Genomic DNA, 15,534 nt, shown 5'->3' with positions numbered 1-15,534 from the left:
AAGGACCAAGCGGGCCCTCTCTTCCGCTCCTGACCGGCACCCCCGGACCCACGCGCGGCCTGCGTTCGCCACGCGGGCGTGGATCCACCATCGTGAACCGAAGGCCCCGTTCCCCTCCTTCCCCAGGAGACGGACGGGGCCTTTGGCGTGAGGGGGGTGCGCCGTCTGGCGCGCAGGCAGGGGGAAACCGGGGCGAAGCCCCGTTCTAGGGGCGCGGGGAACTGCGCGCACAACCCCCACCCACCCGCACCCAACAACCCACCCGGGGGCCGGGGGCGGAGCCCCCTGGGATGGGACGGGTAGGGGCGGCGGGGGCGAAAGAAACCGGGCTCAGCCCAGCCGGGCGTTACCCCCGACGAGACCGAGCCGCCCGAGCAATCGCCACGACCGCCTTCTCCAGCGCGTACTCGGGATCATCTCCCCCGCCCTTCACCCCGGCATCGGCGTCGGCGATCGCCCGCAGGGCAACCGCGACCCCGTCCGGCGTCCACCCCCGCATCTGCTGCCGCACCCGATCGATCTTCCACGGCGGCATCCCCAGCTCACGGGCAAGATCGGCCGGCCGCCCCCCGCGTGCGGAGGACAGCTTCCCGATCGCCCGCACCCCCTGGGCCAACGCACTGGTGATCAGGACGGGCGCGACCCCGGTCGACAGGGACCACCGCAACGCCTCCAACGCCTCCGCGGCCCGCCCCTCCACGGCCCGGTCGGCCACGGTGAAGCTCGACGCCTCGGCCCGCCCGGTGTAGTACCGCCCGACAATGGCCTCGTCGATCGTCCCCTCGACATCCGCGGTCAGCTGCGACACCGCGGCCGCCAGCTCCCGCAGATCACTCCCGATCGAGTCGACCAGCGCCTGGCACGCCTCGGGCGTGGCCGATCTCCCGAGCGCCCGGAACTCGCCGCGCACGAACGCCAGCCGGTCCGCGGGCTTCGTCATCTTGGGGCACGCCACCTCCCGCGCCCCCACCTTGCGCGCGGCGTCGAGGAGCCCCTTGCCCTTGGCCCCACCGGCGTGCAGCAGCACGAGGGTGATCTCCTCGGCCGGCGCGTCCAGGTACGCCTTCACGTCCTTGACGGTGTCGGCCGACAGATCCTGCGCATTGCGTACGACCACGACCTTGCGCTCGGAGAAGAGCGAGGGACTCGTGAGCTCGGCCAGCGTGCCGGGCTGCAGCTGGTCCGGAGTGAGGTCCCGGACGTCCGTGTCGGCGTCGGCGGCCCTGGCGGCGGCCACCACCTCCTGCACGGCACGGTCGAGCAGGAGGTCCTCTTGGCCCACGGCAAGTGTGACGGGGGCGAGAGGGTCGTCTTGTGCGGTCTTCTTGGCCATCACCGAAAGCATCCCACGCGCCACTGACAACGCGTCCCGCACGGGAACCCGCACGACCGGCCCCGCCCCCGGCGGAGCGCTACGGCTCCTCGCGCCAGCCGTCCCACTCCCCCGCGAACTCGTCCAGCTCCTTCGGATCGAGCCGCTCCCCTGGATCCGTCAGGACCACCAGCCACTGCGCGTCCTCGGCATCGTCCTCACCGGCCAGCGCGTCCCTGACGAGCTGCGGCTCCTCGTCGAGCCCGAACCGGTCACCGATCACCTCCGCCGCTTCTTCCGCGGCATCGCGGTCGGGCAGCACCAGCACATGTCTCACATCGCTCACGAGGACATTTTCCGCCACGCCGGACAGGGCCGACACCGGGGTCAGTCCTTCTGAACGATCCGCACGTCCAGCTCGCTCCCGACCCGCTCCCCCAGTACACCGGATCATCCCTTCCGTACCTCCGGCACCCGGTCCAGCTCGATCCCGACCCGCTCCCCCAGTACACCGGATCATCCCTTCCGTACCTCCGGCACCCGGTCCAGCTCGATCCCGAAGCGCTCCCGGTAGAGCGCCAACACCTCTTCGTCCGTTGCCAGTTCCGACACCTCCTTCGTCCTGTCCGGCGCCGTCACCGTCAGGTTCCGACCGCTGAGCGTGATCCGCCCTCCGTCCTCCGTCACCCGCGAACAGACCAGCGACCGCGTGAAATTCGACTTCGGCGAGGTGCTGTGCCACCAGGCCCCGGCGGCGAAGTCCCCCAGCACCCGCGGCCGCACCTCCAGGCGGTACTGGGGGCCACCGTCCCGGACGACGTCCAGGTCCTCGGCCTCCCGCCGCCCGCCGACGCCCCGCACCCCCGCCGCGTCCGGCCCCGCCTCGAGCACCCTGAACGTGCCGCCCGGGTCCACCTGTTCGGTCCGCGCTCCGAAAGCCAGCGGATAGTGACTGTGCGCTCCGAACCCGACATCCGTCAGCCAGTCGCCCCCGTCCACCGTCCGTACCCGCAGCGCGAGATGGTCGTACGGGATCCCGAGCCGCCCCTCCTCCCCGTACACCCGCCCCGCGAGCAGGGTGACGTCGAAGCCCAGCGCCCCGAGCAACGCCCCGAACGCCCCGTTCAGTTCGTAGCAGAAGCCACCCCTGCGGCCGCCCACCACCTTGTCCAGCAGCCGCTTCTCCTCCAGCACGATCTCCTCACCCAGATGGATCGACAGGTTCTCGAACGGCACCGCCTTCAGATGGCGCAGGTGCAGGTCGCGCAGCACACCTGAAGTGGGCCACGCGGGGTGATGGGCGCCGATCCGGCGGAGGTAGGCGTCGGCCTGTGCGGAATTCATACCCTCAGTCTCTCGCCACGCTCAGCCCTCCGCCCGCACCGGCCACGGCCAACGCCCCGTCCTTGTCCGTCCGCAGCACCACGGCACCCCCGCCGCGCAGCGCCGCGAGCGTGCTCGGCGCGGGATGCCCGTACGGGTTGTCCCTGCCGCACGAGATCAGGGCGAGCCGCGGGGCCACCCTCCGTATGAGCTCCGGGTCCTGGTAGGCCGAGCCGTGGTGGGCGACCTTGAGCACGTCCACGGCCGTCAGCTCCCCGGCCGCCGGCGATCTCAGCAGCGCCTGCTGCGCCGGCGGTTCGAGGTCGCCGAGCAACAGCAGCCGCAGCCCCGCCGACCGTACGAGGAGGGCGACGCTGGCGTCGTTCGGCCCGTCCGGGGTGGGCGCCGGGCTCGGCGGCGGCCACAGCACCTGCCAGTCGAGACTGCCGATGCGCCGCCGTTCACCCGCCACGGCCGACGTCACCGAGATGTGGCGTGCGGCCGCCTCCCTCCGTACGAACTCGGCCTGGTCCGGAGGCTCCGCGAACCCCGTCGTCTCGATCGCCCCCACCGCACGCCCCCGCAGCACCCCCGGCAGCCCCGCCACATGGTCGGCGTGGAAGTGCGTCAGTACGACGAGCGGGATCCGGGTGATGCCGAGCGTGGTCAGACAGTGGTCGACCAGCGCCGGATCGGGTCCCGCGTCCACCACCACAGCGGTGCCGTCGCCTGCCGCGAGGACCGTCGCGTCGCCCTGTCCCACGTCGCACATCGCGAACCGCCAGCCGGGCGGCGGCCATCCCGTGATCACCCTGGTGAGCGGGGCCGGCTGCACCACGACCAGCAGGAGCACCAGGGCACAGGCACCGCTCAGCCAAGGATGCTTCAGGAGCCGTCGGCCGACGAGCACGACGACCCCCGTGACCAGGGCGAGCAGCAGCGCCCCCGGCCAGCTCGCGGGCCAGTCCACTCCCCCGCCGGGCAGCGCGGCGCCGGTCCGGGCGATGTCGGCGATCCCCCGGGCCGGCCAACTCGCGCACCACGCGAGCCCCTTGGCCACGGGCAATGCCACCGGCGCCGTCGCCAGCGTCGCGAACCCCAGCACCGTGGCCGGCGCGACGGCGAACTCCGCGAGCAGATTGCACGGCACCGCCACCAGGCTCACCCGGGCCGACAGAACCGCTACGACCGGCGCGCACAGGGCCTGTGCGGCGCCCGCGGCGGCCAGCGCCTCGGCCAGGCGCGGCGGCATCCGGCGTCTTTGGAGCGCCGCACTCCACCGCGGGGCGAGCATGAGCAGGGCGCCGGTCGCCAGCACAGAGAGCAGGAAGCCATAACTCCGTGACAGCCAGGGGTCGTACAGCACCAACAGCAGTACGGCCGTGGCCAAGGCGGGGATCAGCGATCTGCGGCGGCCGGTCGCGAGGGCGAGCAGCGCGATCGATCCGCAGGCCGCGGCCCGCAGCACGCTCGGGTCAGGCCGGCACACGATCACGAAGCCGACCGTGACCGCGCCACCGAGCAGGGCGGTGGCCCGCAGCGGGATACCGAGCCACGGTGCGAGGCCACGCCGCTCGGCGCGCTGGGCGAGACCCGGTGGTCCGACGAACAGGGCGAGCAAGATCGTGAAGTTGCCGCCTGACAATGTGGCCCGAGGAGGTTGCTTTCTCGCTACCCTCAAGGGCATGCCCATCGCGCCCGAGTACCTGCACATGGTCTACCCCGACACCGTCTTCGACGCCCTCCTATACGGCCGCGCCTCCCGCGACCCGAAGAAGAAAGGCCGCTCCGTCGCCGACCAGATCAACTCCGGCCGCGAGATCTGCGACACGTACAACTGGCCAGTCGCCGAGGTCTTCGACCAGGACGTCGACCGCTCCGCGTCCCGCCACGCCCGCCGCCAACGCAAGGACTTCGAAGCCCTCCTCGCCGCCATCGAATCCGGCCGCGGCCGCATCGTCGTCGCCTGGGAGGCCTCCCGCTACTACCGCGACATCGAGGCCTACATCCGGCTGCGCAACGCCTGCATGGAGAACAACGTCCTCCTCTGCTACAACGGGCAGGTCTTCGACCTCTCCAAGCGCGAGGACCGCAAAGCCACCGCGCAGGACGCCCTCGCCGCCGAGGACGAAGCCGAAGGCATCCGCGACCGCGTGCTCCGGACGACCCGCGCCCACGCAAAGAAGGGCCTCCCGCACGGCCGGATCCTGTGGGGCTACGCCCGCCACTACGACCCCGACAGCGGCGACCTCATCGAGCAGTACGAACACCCCGAACGCGGCCCCGTCGTCCGGGAGGTCTTCGAACGGGTCGCCGCGGGCGAGACCGAATACTCCATCCTTCAGGACCTGAAGAGCAGGGGCGACCGGCTGCCCGGCATCCCGTGGGACTACTACCACCTGCCGACCATGCTGCGGAACGTCGGCTACAAGGGGCGCCGCGTCTTCCAGGGGGAGGACGTCGGCAAGGCGACGTGGCCGGCCATCGTGTCCGACGAGCTGTTCGACGCGGTGCAGGCCATCGTCAAGAACGAGGGGCGGCGGACGGTGCGGGACTGGTCGGTGAAGCATCTACTGTCGGGGATCGCGCGGTGCGGGGAGTGCGAGGGGCAGCCGCCGCTCAAGCACGGCCGCTCACGGGGCCGCACCGTCTACCACTGCTCGACGGCCTTCGATACGCAGATGCACGAGGACAAACTCGACGCCTATGTGGAAGAGGCGGTGGTCAACTGGCTCGTCTCGAAGGCGTCTGTCGCCGCGTTCCAGTCGGACGGCCTGGAGAAGAAGGCCACGGCCGCGCGCGCCCGGAAGGCCGCGCTGGAGCAGCAGTTGGCGGAGGCGCGGGAGTTGGCGTCCACGCTCCGTCCGGACAACACGCCGAGGCTGTCGATCACGGCTCTCGCGGGGATCGAGGAGAGCCTGTTGCCGCAGATCGCGGCGGCCAATGAGGAAGCGGAGGTGACTACGGCGCCGCCGTTGGTGCGCAGTCTGCTGGGGAACCCTCAGGCGGACCGCAGATGGGGTGAGCTGTCCATCGAGCAGCGGCGCACGGTGCTGCGGGCGGTGGTGAACATCGAGCTGAACAAATCCAGGGTGCGCGGGGTGCGCTCGATCGAGCCGGGCCGCATCACGCTGACGTTCGCGGGCGAGCTGGGGTTCAGGGACCGACCACGTTATGCCCGCGCGACCGCGCCCGCGCAGGGGCCTGCTCCTGCTGCTGAACCGGGAACTGAATGACCACGTCCCTCTTGTCGTCGGCCCGCGCGTGCTCATCGGGGACCTGGCGCGCCATCTCGAAGGCCATCTCGAACGTCTCGCAGACGAGCTGAGCCCGTTTCTCCTCGAACTGCTGGTGAAGCGCCTCACGTTCAGCCATGGCCGCTACAGCAGCACGCCTACGGTCGATTGCTGCATCCCGAGTGAGGCGCCCCTGCTCGTTCTCCAGCGCGGCCTTGGCCGCGAAGTACCGGGACTTCTCCGCTTGCGCTTCCCTGATGGATGCGGCGAGCAGGCGCCGGTCCTCGCTGGTGTCAGTGACCCACCGCTTGATCGCGACCAGGGCTATCAGCGTCAGCGACGTCATGGTCAGGCAGGCCCCACCGAGGGACCGTGCTAGGTCGTTGCGTACGACGCCGTAGAGGATGATCGTGAGCCCTGCCGCCATGACTACCGCCGCGGAGATTGCGGTAGCTCTCGTGCCGGCCGTGACATCCATGCGCAACCCGCCTCACATCTGTGCTGCTGTTCCTCCGTGGTCGTCGGCGGCGTGATCGGCGGGGGCATCTTCATTCTGTAGACGCATGAGCCGCTCGTACGTTGCGAGGAACATCTGGCGGCCAACTTCGTCTTTGATACCCAGCCGGTCTGCTGCTTCTTCCGGAGTGAGACGGGAGCTTACCGGTGGTCGATCAGTTTCGGACAGTGACTGAAGAGATTCGGCCTTCAGGATGCCACTCTCGACGAGCAGTTGCCCCAGTGGGACGCCTGTGACTTCGGCGATGGCCTCGTAGAACCGGGCCTCTGGCAGGGAGGCCCCTTGCCACATGCGGCCGACGCTGCTTTCGGTCATACCGGTGTCCCGCGCGAAGCGGGCCTTGAACCCGTGGCCGGTATATCCGGCGCGTTCGGCGGCTGGGACAACGATTTCCGCGAATCGCTGCGCACGCGTGGGGGTGGGGGCGTCCATGTCCCGGAACTGTAGCTCCCTAGATAGGGAGTATCCAGAAAATCCCTAGCGCGCAAGAGTGATGATCAGGCCACTCACCTGCATCAACGCAGTTCACTCCCACACTCGAACGCACGTTCTAGAAAAAATTCATACCTTACAGGCAACATCCTCCCTTGCGAGGGAGGGTGTTTCCATGACAGAGTCTCCCTCGTGAGCAAGGAACACCCTGCTACCAGCAACAACCCCTGCCAACCGCCCACCGAGGGAGGTGACTACGTGTTCCGTCTGGACATCCCCAAGGTCCTCGAAGTGGCCGCACGCCACGGCGACAAGACCCGAGCCGACATCCTCCGCCGCACCGGGATCAACGAATCGTCCGTCTATCGGATCCTCGCCGGCGAGACCCAGCCTGACTTGAACTCGGCCATGCGACTTGCCGAGGCATATGACGTTGACCTGCGCGACGTCATCAAGCGCGTCGCCATCGAGGCCGCCGCATGAACGCCGCCCAGCGCCGAGCGCTCCTCGGAGACGCCGTCATCGCGCAGATCCACGAGCGCGTCGCAGCCGCCCCGGAGGCAAGCCCCGAGCTCATCGACAAGCTCCGCCGGATCCTCACGCGGCCCGCGGGCCGAATCGCGGAGACCGCGCCTGTCGCCCGCACTGCGGAGCCGACGGCGCCGGCGGCCGACGCCGCCTGACCCACCACGCGCCGAAGGGCCGCCCGTTGCTTGCCGGCCCGGACGACCCCTCTACGGCGCACCCCACCACTGTGAAAGCGAGGCGGCCATGACCGCATCATCCCAGACCCCGGACTCGGGTCAGATCAGAGTCCTCCCCCTGCACGAGGCGCCGCCCGCTTCGGTGTTCGTCGACCGCGACGGCGACGTGTGGGTGCCGAATGGGCACACCGCGTCGGGTGAGCTGCTGCTCGCCTGCCCGCAGCCGTTGGACCCGGAGGACGCGGGTGAGGGCGAGTCGTTCGCCTGGACGCTCCGTCTGGTTGATGCGGGTTTCGGTCCGCTGGCGGTCCTGCCGGCGGTGACCGCATGAGCGCGCCGCTGGTGGTGAACACGGTGGACGGGACGGTGTGGCTGCGTCGTGCTGCGACGCGTGGCGGGCTGGCCTTGTATGCCCCGCAGGACGTGTGCCGGTGCCCGGAGTTCGTGATGGCGACGGAGGCGGAGCTCGCGGAACACGGGATCGCGGGGTCGGCGGATGTGCTGCCGATGCCGGTCGGTACGGGGCCGTCGGAGCGGGAAAGCCTGCGGGCCGCGTTCGTGGCTGCGCTGTCTACCGCCCACAAGACGCAGCCGTGCTCGTGTGGTTCTGAGATCTGGTCGTCGTGCTATCACCCGGACCGGCCGGGGCGGACGCACTCGGAGCGGCGCGCGGATGCGGTGCTCGCGGTGCGGGATGCCGAAGTGGAGCGGCTGCAGGCTCGGATCGCCGAGCTGGAGGCGGAGCGGCACACCACGAACGAGGCGCTGGACGACGCGGTGCAGGCCCTCCGCGGGGACCGGCCCGAGCCCGCCAAGGGGCCGTCGGCGGCCGAGTCTGCGGACCGGTTGACCGCGTTCTTCGCGCCGGTGGCGTCGCTGCGTGAGGAGCCTGTCGCCGAGGCCGCGACGCCCCGAATGCAGGCGATGCGGGCTCTGCTGGACGGGCAGCGTGCGGCGGTTGAGGACCCGCATGACGGGCCGCTCGCGCATCAGTACCGCGTGGGCCGGGACCTGCCCGAGATCGGCGGTGCCCGATGACGTGCCAGACCACTCCGGGTGACGTCGTCGCCTGCCTGTCCCTCGCGGTCGGCGTGTTCTCCGCGTCGCTGGTCCCGTTCTTCCTCCTCATCGACGCCGACCTCGCGGACTTTGACCCGCGTCCGGCTGTCCGTCGTGCGGCGGCCGGCCCGGTGTGGGTGGCCGTGCGGAACACGGCCCTCGACGCGGCCGCGCTGATCGTCCTGCTCACGACCGCTCCGAAGAAGGGCGCACTCCGATGAACCGCATTCGCCTGATCTGGCACCGTCTCATCCGCAGGCCGTCCATCACCGGGCCCATGCGGTTCCACACCCGTCGCCTCCCCGACGGCGTCCTCCTCGACCTTGAGGATTATTTCCTCCACGTCGTCACCACGATCACTGACGACGAGGACGCGCTCGCCCTGCTGCTGGAGATCGTCGAGGACCGCAACCTCTCCCGCGAGCACGACGGATGGACGCCGGAGAAGCTGTCGATGGAGCGGCTCATCGAGATGGTGGGCCACGAGATCCCGGTTCGTGGCAAGGCTCTGGCCCGGCTCGCGGACCGGCTGCGGGCCGCGGTCCCGACTGCTTCTGTGGTGTCGCTTCCGTCGCAGCGCAAGGCGGGCGCCGCATGAGCGCCCGCCGTCAGATCATCGCCGCGCTGTCCGAGGACAGCATGGGCGGAATCGCCACCCTGCACGACGTCGCCCACGCCGAGCAGCTGGTCGACGCCCACCGCACGGAGGTGCTGGCCAAGGCCATCGGCCGGCTGCGCGCCATCCCCGTCACGTGCACCGCGCTCACCGGGCCCGTCTGGTACGGCGACGGATGGAACTCCGCGATCACCGTGCTGGAAGAGATCGCCGAGTACCAGACCCCGGACGACGAGGCGTTCCCCGGGGAGCTGCAGAGGCTCCGTGCCCTGGTCCTCGGCCTTCGGGTCGCGGCCCTCCGCAAGGAGGACATGGCCGAGGTGCAGCGGCTCCTGGCCATCTACGAGGAGACCCGGAAGAAGGCCACCGCCACCCCGGCGCCGACGGCCACTCCCGAGGCCCCCGCGTTCGACCCGCTTCCGGACTACCTCAACGCCATCGGCCAAGCCGGATCCCAGTACGAGCAGGCCCTGTACGCGGCCTACCGGAAGGCCATCGCGGAAGTCGCCCGGCTCCAGGCCAAGGCCGGTGACGACCGATGAGCCTCCGCCTCGCCATCCACTGGACCACCGTCACCACCGCTGCCGCCATCACCAGCACGGTCGCAGCAATCCCCTTCACCGGGGGCGCAGCCTCCGCCATCGGAACCCTCGCCGCGGCCGCGGTCTGCCTCATCGGCATCGCACTCGCACCCACACCCACCCGGAAGGGAGGCGAGCAGTGACCGAGACCGAGACCCGCCGCACCTACCTGCTCGCCGTCCTCCGGAACTTCGGCGGCCCGGTCACCACCAAGCGGGCGCTGAACATCTACGCCAAGTCAGGCGAGTGGGCCACGGCCAGTCGGAACACCGCCCGCCGTGACCTCCGGGACCTCGCTCGGCGCGCACACCTCGTACCCGCCGAGCACCGTGGGGCCCGCTTCTACAAGCTCGGCAACGACCCCCGTCCTGCCCACCCCGCGCGCGGCGCCCGGAAGTTCGTCCTGGAGGCGATCCAGACGGAGGGCGGCGAGTGGACCACCGGCCGCACCAGGCACACGTGGCACCGGCTGGTCGGCACGCATGTCCTCCGCATGACCGCCCGCCGCCTCCTCGCCGATCTGCACCGCGACGGCCACCTCGACCGCCACGGCGACGGCACCCCGCGCCGCTTCTACACCGTCAGGAAGGACAACGCCTGATGACGACCGCGCTGGCTGGGGCTTCGGCCCCGGCCGCCGGCCCGGCTCCCATCACCGAGCCCGGCATCTACGACCTCACCAACGAGGAGTACCACGCAGACCGTGGCAGCCTCTCCTCCAGCGGCGCCCGCATGCTCCTCCCCCCGTCCTGCCCCGCCCTTTTCCGCCATGCGCAGGACACCCCGCAGGAGCCGAAGAAGACGTTCGAGCTGGGCACCGCCGCTCACAAGCTCGTCCTCGGCGAAGGCCCCGACCTCGTCCGGGTCGACGCCGACAAGTGGACGACGAACGCCGTCAAGGCCGAAGTCGCCGCGATCCGCGAAGAGGGCGGCATCCCGCTCAAGCCGGCCGAGTACGAGCAGGTCCACTCGATGGCCGACGCGCTGCGCCGCCACCCCATCGCCTCGGTCCTGTTCGACCCGGCCCGCGGGAAGCCCGAGCAGTCCCTGTTCTGGCGCGACCGGCCGACCGGGGTGATGCGGCGGGCCCGCTTCGACTGGCTGCCCGACGCCCGCTCCGGCCGCCTGATCATCCCCGACTACAAGACGTGCCGCAGCGCGGAGCCGTCCGCGCTCGCGCGGGCCGTCGAGGAGTTCGGCTACCACCAGCAAGACGACTGGTACCGGGCCGCAGCCCGCGCCCTCAACCTCGCCGACGACTCTGCCGCGTTCGTCTTCGTCTGCCAGGAGAAGACCGCCCCCTACGTCGTGTCGGTCGTCGAGATGGACGCCGAAGCCCGCCGCATCGGCGCCGCCCGCAACCGGCGCGCACTCGAAGTCTTCGCCGAGTGCACCGAGACGGGCGTGTGGCCCGGCTACAGCGACGAGATCGCCTACCTCTCCCTGCCCGCGTGGGCCGCCATCCGTGACACCGAGGAGTACCTGTGAACTACCCCGTCGAGCGCCCGGCCCCGGCCGCCGCACCTGCCCGCATCGGACAGGGCACCGCCGTCGAACAGTCCCGCGCCGTCGCCGAGGTCCAGGCCGCGATCGTCGTCGCGCAGCAGGTACCCCGCGACATCAACTCGGCCATCTCCGAGATGCGCCAGTCCTGCCAGCAGATGTTCCTCGCCGAGCGCGCGTTCTTCCGCTACTCCCGAGGCTCCGGGAACATCACCGGCGCGAGTGTGCACCTCGCCCGCGAACTCGCCCGCTGCTGGGGCAACATCCAATACGGGCTCGTCGAGATGCGCCGCGACGACGAGTTCGGCCAGTCCGAGATGCAGGCCTTCGCCTGGGACGTCGAGAAGAACTCCCGCAACTCCTCGACGTTCATCGTCCCGCACAAGAGGGACCAGAAGGGCGGCCCCAAGCAGCTCACCGACATGCGGGACATCTACGAGAACAACGCGAACAACGGTGCCCGCCGCGTCCGTGAGGCGATCTTCGCGATCCTCCCGCCCTGGTTCGTCGAAGAGGCCAAGCAGATCTGCACGAGGACCCTGGCGGACGGCGGTGGGAAGCCGCTGCCGCAGCGCATCGCCGACGCCATCCGCGCGTTCGAGGGCATCGGGATCACGCAGGACCGCATCGAGACGAAGCTCGGCCGGCCGTCGGGGAAGTGGACGGAGCACGACGTCGCGCAGCTGCTGGTGGCGTTCCAGTCGATTCAGCGTGGCGAGGTCACGGCGGACGAGGAGTTCCCGCTCCCGCGGGTGACGGTCGACGAGATCAAGCAGCAGGCCACCGAGGCGCCTCCGGCGAGTGCTGAGGGTTCGACGGACTGGCCGTCGGCTGCGGCTCCCGGATCGGGGGCCCGCGCATGAGCACCTTCGCCGACCTCCGCAAGGCAGCCTGGGACACCGAGACCACCGGCCCGAACCCCCTCGAAGACCGCATCGTCACCGCCGCGTTCATCGTCCGCACCCCCGGCACCGAGGACCGCGTCTTCAACTGGCTCATCAACCCCGGCATCCCGATCCCAGCCGAGGCCACCGAAGTCCACAAGGTCACCGACGCCATGGTGCAGGCCGACGGACGCGAGCCTAAGGAAGCGCTGGAGGAGATCGCCTCCTACCTGGCGCACGCCATCGGACAGGGCATGCCGGTCATCGCGTTCAACCAGTCCTTCGACTGGTCGATCCTCCACTACGACCTGCTCCGCAACGGCCTTCCCACCATGGCTGAGCGCGTCGGCCCGGGCCCGCTGCCCCTGATCGATCCACACGTGATCGACAAGGAGTTCTTCAAGTACGTGCGCGGCCAGGGCAACCGGAAGCTGAAGCCCACAGCCGAGCGATACAACGTCGCGCTCAACGACTGGCACACGGCCGACGCGGACGCGCTCGCCGCGCTCCTCATCGCCGAGTCACAGTTCGTGCGGTTCCGCCAGCACCTCGGCTTCATGGGCCCGGACCAGTTGTTCGCCGCGCAGCAGCAGTGGCGGGCGGCGCAGCAGGCGAGCTTGCAGGACTGGTTCCGGAAGAAGGCGACGCCGGAGCAGGGCGGCGACCCGAACAAGGTGATCGACGGCTCATGGCCGCTTATCCCGGCCGGGGGTGTCGCATGAGGCTCGTCTCCGGCGCCAAGTACGCCGACCTCCTGTACCGCTACCAGCGCGTCACCGAGGCCCGCGAGCAGGCGGAGAAGCTCGCCGCGGAACGCCTGTCGACCATCACCCGCCAGGCCGAGGAAATCACCCGGCTCCGCGACCACACCCCGGACACCCCACTCCCGCAGCCCCGACCCGTCCAGGGCGATACGGAACTACGCCGCCAACTGCACCTCGCACGCAGGGCCTTGGCCTCACTCGACCAGCAGTGCCGCACCTTGCAGTCCTCGAACGAGGCGCAGGTGCAGGAACTGCGTGACCTCCGCGAGGGGAGCACCTCGTGAACGAGCAGATCGCCATCGGCGCGAGCGCGCTCATGGTCAGCCTCGCCGGACTCACCGCCGTAGCCCGCGTATGGCCCGCGACCGTCCGCGGCCGGCACCGCGCCCCACTGCTTCGGCCTGTGGAAGCCCTCGTGCAGGTGACGGTGCGCTGCCGGGCCGAGGGCCGCGACACGGTCCACGCGCGGACCCGGGTGACGGGCGAACTCATCTGCCGGAGCTGCGGCCACTTCAACACCACCACCGCCACCGTCAAGGGGGACTGACCGATGAGTTACACCACCCACGTCCGCGGCGAGTTCGCCATCGAACCGCCCCTCGCCTGGAGCGAATTCAACGAGAGCAAGTTCGCCCCGGAGAATGTTGCGAACAGCTACACCCCGTCGCTGATCCTCCGCGTGAGCGAGGAGCGGGTCGACACCGAGGACGGCGTGTTCTTCCGCCGTACCGCAACCGCGCTGGTCATGCGGGAGATCGACGAGTACCGCGAGCGCGGCCTCGTCGAAGAGGTGCAGGCCGCGGTCGACTCCTTCCCCGGCCACGCGTTCACCGGCCGCCTGGAGTGCGAGGGCGAGGAGAACACCGACCTGTGGCGGGTCGTCGTCCGCGACGGCAGGGCCGTCCGGGTCGAGCCGCGCATCGTCTGGCCTGACGAGGACGGTGCCAAGTGACCACCGCGCCCACCCTCTTCGACACCACCACCCCGGCCGCCCCCGCGGCGGCCGGCCTCCAGATCCCCAAGGTCATTGGCCTCGATGTCGCCATGGGCATCTCCGGCATCGCCGGCGAAGGCTGGACCGACTACGTCAAAGCCAAAGGCTCCAGCCAGCACTCCCGCTTCGAGCAGCAGCTCGCCGGGATCGCCGACCACACCCGCCACGCCGACTTCGCCGTCATCGAAGGCGCCGCCTACGGCCACAACAACCAGGGCGCCGACGCCCTCGCCGCGATGCGGTGGATGGTCCGCCACGACCTGTGGAAGCGGCGCATCCCCTACGCCGTGGTCACCCCCGGACAGCGGATGATCTACGCGGTCGGTACCGCCGCACCTGTGGACCCGGACACCGGCCAGCGCCTCAAGGGCACTGCGCTCAAGGCCATCCTGCGGCAGGCCGTCGCCGACACCTACGGCATCACGACCGAGGGCGACGCGAAGTACGACCAGGCGGACGCCTACATCCTGATGGCGATGGGCCTGCACTGGCTCGGGCACCCGCTGGCCGTGGTGCCAGACACCCACCGGCGGGCCCTGAAGTCGGTGCGGTGGCCGGAGCGCGAGGCGGTGACCGCGCGATGAACCACTACACCGGCTCCGTCCCCGGCACCGAACCCGCCCGCACCTGGCTGGCGAAGGCTGCCTGCCGCGCTGAGGGAGTGGATCCCGACTGGTTCTATCCCACGAACACCGTCGACGGCATCGGCCAAGCCCGCGCGATCTGCGCGGCGTGTCCCGTCCGGCGGGAATGCCTCGCCGACTGCATGCGCCATGAGGGCGGCCGGGCGGCAGCCTCGCGGTTCGGGGTGTTCGCGGGTCTGTCACCGAGGCAGCGGGCGCGCCTGCACCAGAGACTCCGCGACCGCGCCCGCAGAGGGAAGGCCGCCGCATGACCGGCCGAGTGACGGTGAACGACGCCCTGTTCGTCGACCTCGGCGAAGGCCGCGAGATCAAGCACGGCGCCCGCGCCGGCCAGATCACCTACACCCGCCAGCCCCGCGCCCGCTTCGAGTGCGTCCGCTGCGGCTACGCCTCCCCGACCGTCACCGGCCCCGCTGACGTCCGCGACTTCGTGGCCAACGAACCCACCGACCACCGGGCCGTCTGCCCGGCCATCCACAACACCACCAACCGGCAAGGAGCCAAGGCCGCATGACCCTTCACATCGACGCCGACGTCAAGTTCGACAGCAAGGTCCTCACCGACGTCGCCGAAGCCCTCGAACCCCACGCCACCGAGATGTTCAAGCAGCGCCGCGGCCGGTGGATGGCCGTCGTCGAGCTGTCCCACGTCGAGCGCACCGAGCCCGGTCCCGACGAGGACAAGGCACCGGCCGTCAAGGTCCGCGTCACGAGCATCGAGGTCGCCGCAGACGAGATCACCGGCGGACGGCTCCGCGGCCTCCAGCGCGAGATGTACGACCGCCGCACCTCCGGCGGAACCCTCTTCGAGGGCAGCGAGGCACGCAGCGCGTGACGTACCGGACCAGCACAAACGGAGCGTCGCACCGGTCATGTGACCGGTGCGGCGCCCCCGTGCTGCGTCAAGAAGTAGGCCACCGCGCGGCGTTGAAGGTGACCGCGGACGCCGAGCCGATCCCGGCTGCT

The 15,534-nt window shown here is 70.4% G+C and carries 26 protein-coding genes; 20 read left to right on the top strand and 6 right to left on the bottom strand.

The window, feature by feature from the left end:
- Window positions 1-346 precede the first annotated feature (346 nt).
- The 4 genes from holA to ACIQTP_RS03010 form a co-directional block, all read right to left on the bottom strand.
- On the bottom strand, window positions 347-1,333 hold the full coding sequence (gene holA, locus ACIQTP_RS03025) for a DNA polymerase III subunit delta (protein ID WP_403395645.1): 987 nt from the start codon (window positions 1,331-1,333) through the stop codon (window positions 347-349).
- 79 nt (window positions 1,334-1,412) lie between these two features.
- Window positions 1,413-1,658, bottom strand: coding sequence for a hypothetical protein (locus ACIQTP_RS03020; protein ID WP_168491440.1), 246 nt, complete (start codon window positions 1,656-1,658; stop codon window positions 1,413-1,415).
- 170 nt (window positions 1,659-1,828) lie between these two features.
- Entirely contained in the window at window positions 1,829-2,656 is an 828-nt protein-coding gene (locus tag ACIQTP_RS03015) for an arylamine N-acetyltransferase (protein ID WP_403395644.1), read from the bottom strand.
- Between the two features lie 4 nt (window positions 2,657-2,660).
- Window positions 2,661-4,256 (bottom strand): ComEC/Rec2 family competence protein, encoded by a 1,596-nt coding sequence (locus ACIQTP_RS03010; RefSeq protein WP_403395642.1) that lies wholly within the window; start codon window positions 4,254-4,256, stop codon window positions 2,661-2,663.
- Window positions 4,257-4,320: 64 nt separating this feature from the next.
- Between ACIQTP_RS03010 and ACIQTP_RS03005 the strand changes: the two genes are divergently transcribed.
- Entirely contained in the window at window positions 4,321-5,871 is a 1,551-nt protein-coding gene (locus tag ACIQTP_RS03005; RefSeq protein ID WP_403395640.1) for a recombinase family protein, read from the top strand.
- Here ACIQTP_RS03005 and ACIQTP_RS03000 read toward each other — a convergent pair.
- On the bottom strand, window positions 5,792-6,349 hold the full coding sequence (locus ACIQTP_RS03000) for a hypothetical protein (protein ID WP_403395638.1): 558 nt from the start codon (window positions 6,347-6,349) through the stop codon (window positions 5,792-5,794). The genes ACIQTP_RS03005 and ACIQTP_RS03000 overlap by 80 nt on opposite strands.
- A gap of 12 nt (window positions 6,350-6,361) precedes the next feature.
- The gene (locus ACIQTP_RS02995; RefSeq protein ID WP_403395637.1) at window positions 6,362-6,820 is read right to left on the bottom strand and encodes a hypothetical protein; all 459 of its coding nucleotides are present in this window, start codon (window positions 6,818-6,820) and stop codon (window positions 6,362-6,364) included.
- Window positions 6,821-7,012: 192 nt separating this feature from the next.
- Here ACIQTP_RS02995 and ACIQTP_RS02990 point away from each other — a divergent pair, with 192 nt between their 5' ends.
- The 19 genes from ACIQTP_RS02990 (at window position 7,013) to ACIQTP_RS02900 (ending at window position 15,403) form a co-directional block, all read left to right on the top strand.
- Window positions 7,013-7,303 (top strand): helix-turn-helix domain-containing protein, encoded by a 291-nt coding sequence (locus ACIQTP_RS02990; protein ID WP_403395636.1) that lies wholly within the window; start codon window positions 7,013-7,015, stop codon window positions 7,301-7,303.
- The gene (locus tag ACIQTP_RS02985) at window positions 7,300-7,503 is read left to right on the top strand and encodes a hypothetical protein (protein WP_403395634.1); all 204 of its coding nucleotides are present in this window, start codon (window positions 7,300-7,302) and stop codon (window positions 7,501-7,503) included. Before ACIQTP_RS02990 ends, ACIQTP_RS02985 begins: the two co-directional genes overlap by 4 nt.
- A gap of 88 nt (window positions 7,504-7,591) precedes the next feature.
- Window positions 7,592-7,855, top strand: a complete 264-nt coding sequence (locus ACIQTP_RS02980; protein ID WP_403395632.1) for a hypothetical protein — start codon at window positions 7,592-7,594, stop codon at window positions 7,853-7,855.
- Window positions 7,852-8,562, top strand: coding sequence for a hypothetical protein (locus ACIQTP_RS02975; protein ID WP_403395630.1), 711 nt, complete (start codon window positions 7,852-7,854; stop codon window positions 8,560-8,562). The genes ACIQTP_RS02980 and ACIQTP_RS02975 overlap by 4 nt, the downstream gene beginning before the upstream one ends.
- Complete coding sequence (locus tag ACIQTP_RS02970) at window positions 8,559-8,804, top strand: hypothetical protein (RefSeq protein ID WP_403395628.1); 246 nt, start codon at window positions 8,559-8,561, stop codon at window positions 8,802-8,804. The genes ACIQTP_RS02975 and ACIQTP_RS02970 overlap by 4 nt, the downstream gene beginning before the upstream one ends.
- Window positions 8,801-9,181 carry a hypothetical protein gene (locus tag ACIQTP_RS02965; protein WP_403395627.1) on the top strand — a complete coding sequence of 127 codons (381 nt, stop codon included), beginning with the start codon at window positions 8,801-8,803 and terminating at the stop codon, window positions 9,179-9,181. Before ACIQTP_RS02970 ends, ACIQTP_RS02965 begins: the two co-directional genes overlap by 4 nt.
- Window positions 9,178-9,741, top strand: a complete 564-nt coding sequence (locus ACIQTP_RS02960) for a hypothetical protein (protein WP_403395625.1) — start codon at window positions 9,178-9,180, stop codon at window positions 9,739-9,741. Before ACIQTP_RS02965 ends, ACIQTP_RS02960 begins: the two co-directional genes overlap by 4 nt.
- Window positions 9,738-9,923 carry a hypothetical protein gene (locus tag ACIQTP_RS02955; RefSeq protein WP_403395623.1) on the top strand — a complete coding sequence of 62 codons (186 nt, stop codon included), beginning with the start codon at window positions 9,738-9,740 and terminating at the stop codon, window positions 9,921-9,923. Before ACIQTP_RS02960 ends, ACIQTP_RS02955 begins: the two co-directional genes overlap by 4 nt.
- Window positions 9,920-10,381 carry a hypothetical protein gene (locus ACIQTP_RS02950; protein ID WP_403395622.1) on the top strand — a complete coding sequence of 154 codons (462 nt, stop codon included), beginning with the start codon at window positions 9,920-9,922 and terminating at the stop codon, window positions 10,379-10,381. Before ACIQTP_RS02955 ends, ACIQTP_RS02950 begins: the two co-directional genes overlap by 4 nt.
- Window positions 10,381-11,268: a PD-(D/E)XK nuclease-like domain-containing protein gene (locus ACIQTP_RS02945; RefSeq protein ID WP_403395620.1), complete on the top strand. Its 888-nt coding sequence runs from the start codon at window positions 10,381-10,383 to the stop codon at window positions 11,266-11,268. Before ACIQTP_RS02950 ends, ACIQTP_RS02945 begins: the two co-directional genes overlap by 1 nt.
- Window positions 11,265-12,146, top strand: a complete 882-nt coding sequence (locus ACIQTP_RS02940) for a hypothetical protein (RefSeq protein ID WP_403395618.1) — start codon at window positions 11,265-11,267, stop codon at window positions 12,144-12,146. Before ACIQTP_RS02945 ends, ACIQTP_RS02940 begins: the two co-directional genes overlap by 4 nt.
- On the top strand, window positions 12,143-12,889 hold the full coding sequence (locus tag ACIQTP_RS02935) for an exonuclease domain-containing protein (protein WP_403395617.1): 747 nt from the start codon (window positions 12,143-12,145) through the stop codon (window positions 12,887-12,889). The genes ACIQTP_RS02940 and ACIQTP_RS02935 overlap by 4 nt, the downstream gene beginning before the upstream one ends.
- Window positions 12,886-13,215: a hypothetical protein gene (locus ACIQTP_RS02930; protein ID WP_403395614.1), complete on the top strand. Its 330-nt coding sequence runs from the start codon at window positions 12,886-12,888 to the stop codon at window positions 13,213-13,215. The genes ACIQTP_RS02935 and ACIQTP_RS02930 overlap by 4 nt, the downstream gene beginning before the upstream one ends.
- Window positions 13,212-13,478, top strand: a complete 267-nt coding sequence (locus ACIQTP_RS02925) for a hypothetical protein (RefSeq protein WP_403395611.1) — start codon at window positions 13,212-13,214, stop codon at window positions 13,476-13,478. Before ACIQTP_RS02930 ends, ACIQTP_RS02925 begins: the two co-directional genes overlap by 4 nt.
- Before the next feature lie 3 nt (window positions 13,479-13,481).
- Window positions 13,482-13,883, top strand: coding sequence for a DUF6205 family protein (locus ACIQTP_RS02920; RefSeq protein ID WP_403395609.1), 402 nt, complete (start codon window positions 13,482-13,484; stop codon window positions 13,881-13,883).
- Window positions 13,880-14,509 carry a hypothetical protein gene (locus ACIQTP_RS02915; RefSeq protein WP_403395607.1) on the top strand — a complete coding sequence of 210 codons (630 nt, stop codon included), beginning with the start codon at window positions 13,880-13,882 and terminating at the stop codon, window positions 14,507-14,509. Before ACIQTP_RS02920 ends, ACIQTP_RS02915 begins: the two co-directional genes overlap by 4 nt.
- Entirely contained in the window at window positions 14,506-14,820 is a 315-nt protein-coding gene (locus tag ACIQTP_RS02910) for a WhiB family transcriptional regulator (protein ID WP_403395604.1), read from the top strand. Before ACIQTP_RS02915 ends, ACIQTP_RS02910 begins: the two co-directional genes overlap by 4 nt.
- Window positions 14,817-15,083 carry a hypothetical protein gene (locus tag ACIQTP_RS02905; protein WP_403395601.1) on the top strand — a complete coding sequence of 89 codons (267 nt, stop codon included), beginning with the start codon at window positions 14,817-14,819 and terminating at the stop codon, window positions 15,081-15,083. The genes ACIQTP_RS02910 and ACIQTP_RS02905 overlap by 4 nt, the downstream gene beginning before the upstream one ends.
- Complete coding sequence (locus ACIQTP_RS02900; protein WP_403395599.1) at window positions 15,080-15,403, top strand: hypothetical protein; 324 nt, start codon at window positions 15,080-15,082, stop codon at window positions 15,401-15,403. Before ACIQTP_RS02905 ends, ACIQTP_RS02900 begins: the two co-directional genes overlap by 4 nt.
- Window positions 15,404-15,534: the final 131 nt, after the last annotated feature.

Origin of the sequence: Streptomyces sp. NPDC090798 (genome assembly GCF_044768965.1) — a bacterium.
Lineage (GTDB): Bacteria > Actinomycetota > Actinomycetes > Streptomycetales > Streptomycetaceae > Streptomyces.
The sequence above is the reverse complement of the archived record's forward strand: the minus strand, read 5'-3'. Positions and strand labels throughout refer to the sequence as shown.